Annotated in this window: 1 protein-coding gene; it reads right to left on the minus strand. The window is 67.6% G+C overall.

Features of this window, described 5'->3' with window-relative positions; all coding sequences use genetic code 11:
• On the minus strand, positions 1–210 hold a 210-nt coding region (gene ureB / locus MJ643_RS30780), incomplete at its 3' end, for an urease subunit beta (RefSeq protein WP_247727319.1).
• Positions 211–272 lie beyond the last annotated feature (62 nt).

A 272-nucleotide genomic window follows, 5' to 3' on the forward strand; every position in this document is an offset into this window, starting at 1 on the left:
GCGCACCGCGGTGCCGGCCGCGATGTTCAGGCGCATGCCGAGCGTGGCCGCGCGCTCGAAGCGCAGCGCGTCGTTGACTTCGTAGAAATGGTAGTGCGAGCCGACCTGGATCGGGCGGTCGCCGGCGTTGGCCACCACGACCGTCAGGGTGCGCCGGCCGGCGTTGATGGCGATATCGCCGTCGTCGAGCAAGAATTCGCCTGGAATCACGTGCGCTCCTGGTCAGGGAATCGGATGGTGGACGGTCACCAGCTTGCTGCCGTCCGGGAAAG

Origin of the sequence: Pseudomonas sp. PNPG3, assembly GCF_023093815.1 — a bacterium.
Taxonomy (GTDB): Bacteria; Pseudomonadota; Gammaproteobacteria; order Pseudomonadales; family Pseudomonadaceae; genus Aquipseudomonas; species Aquipseudomonas asiatica.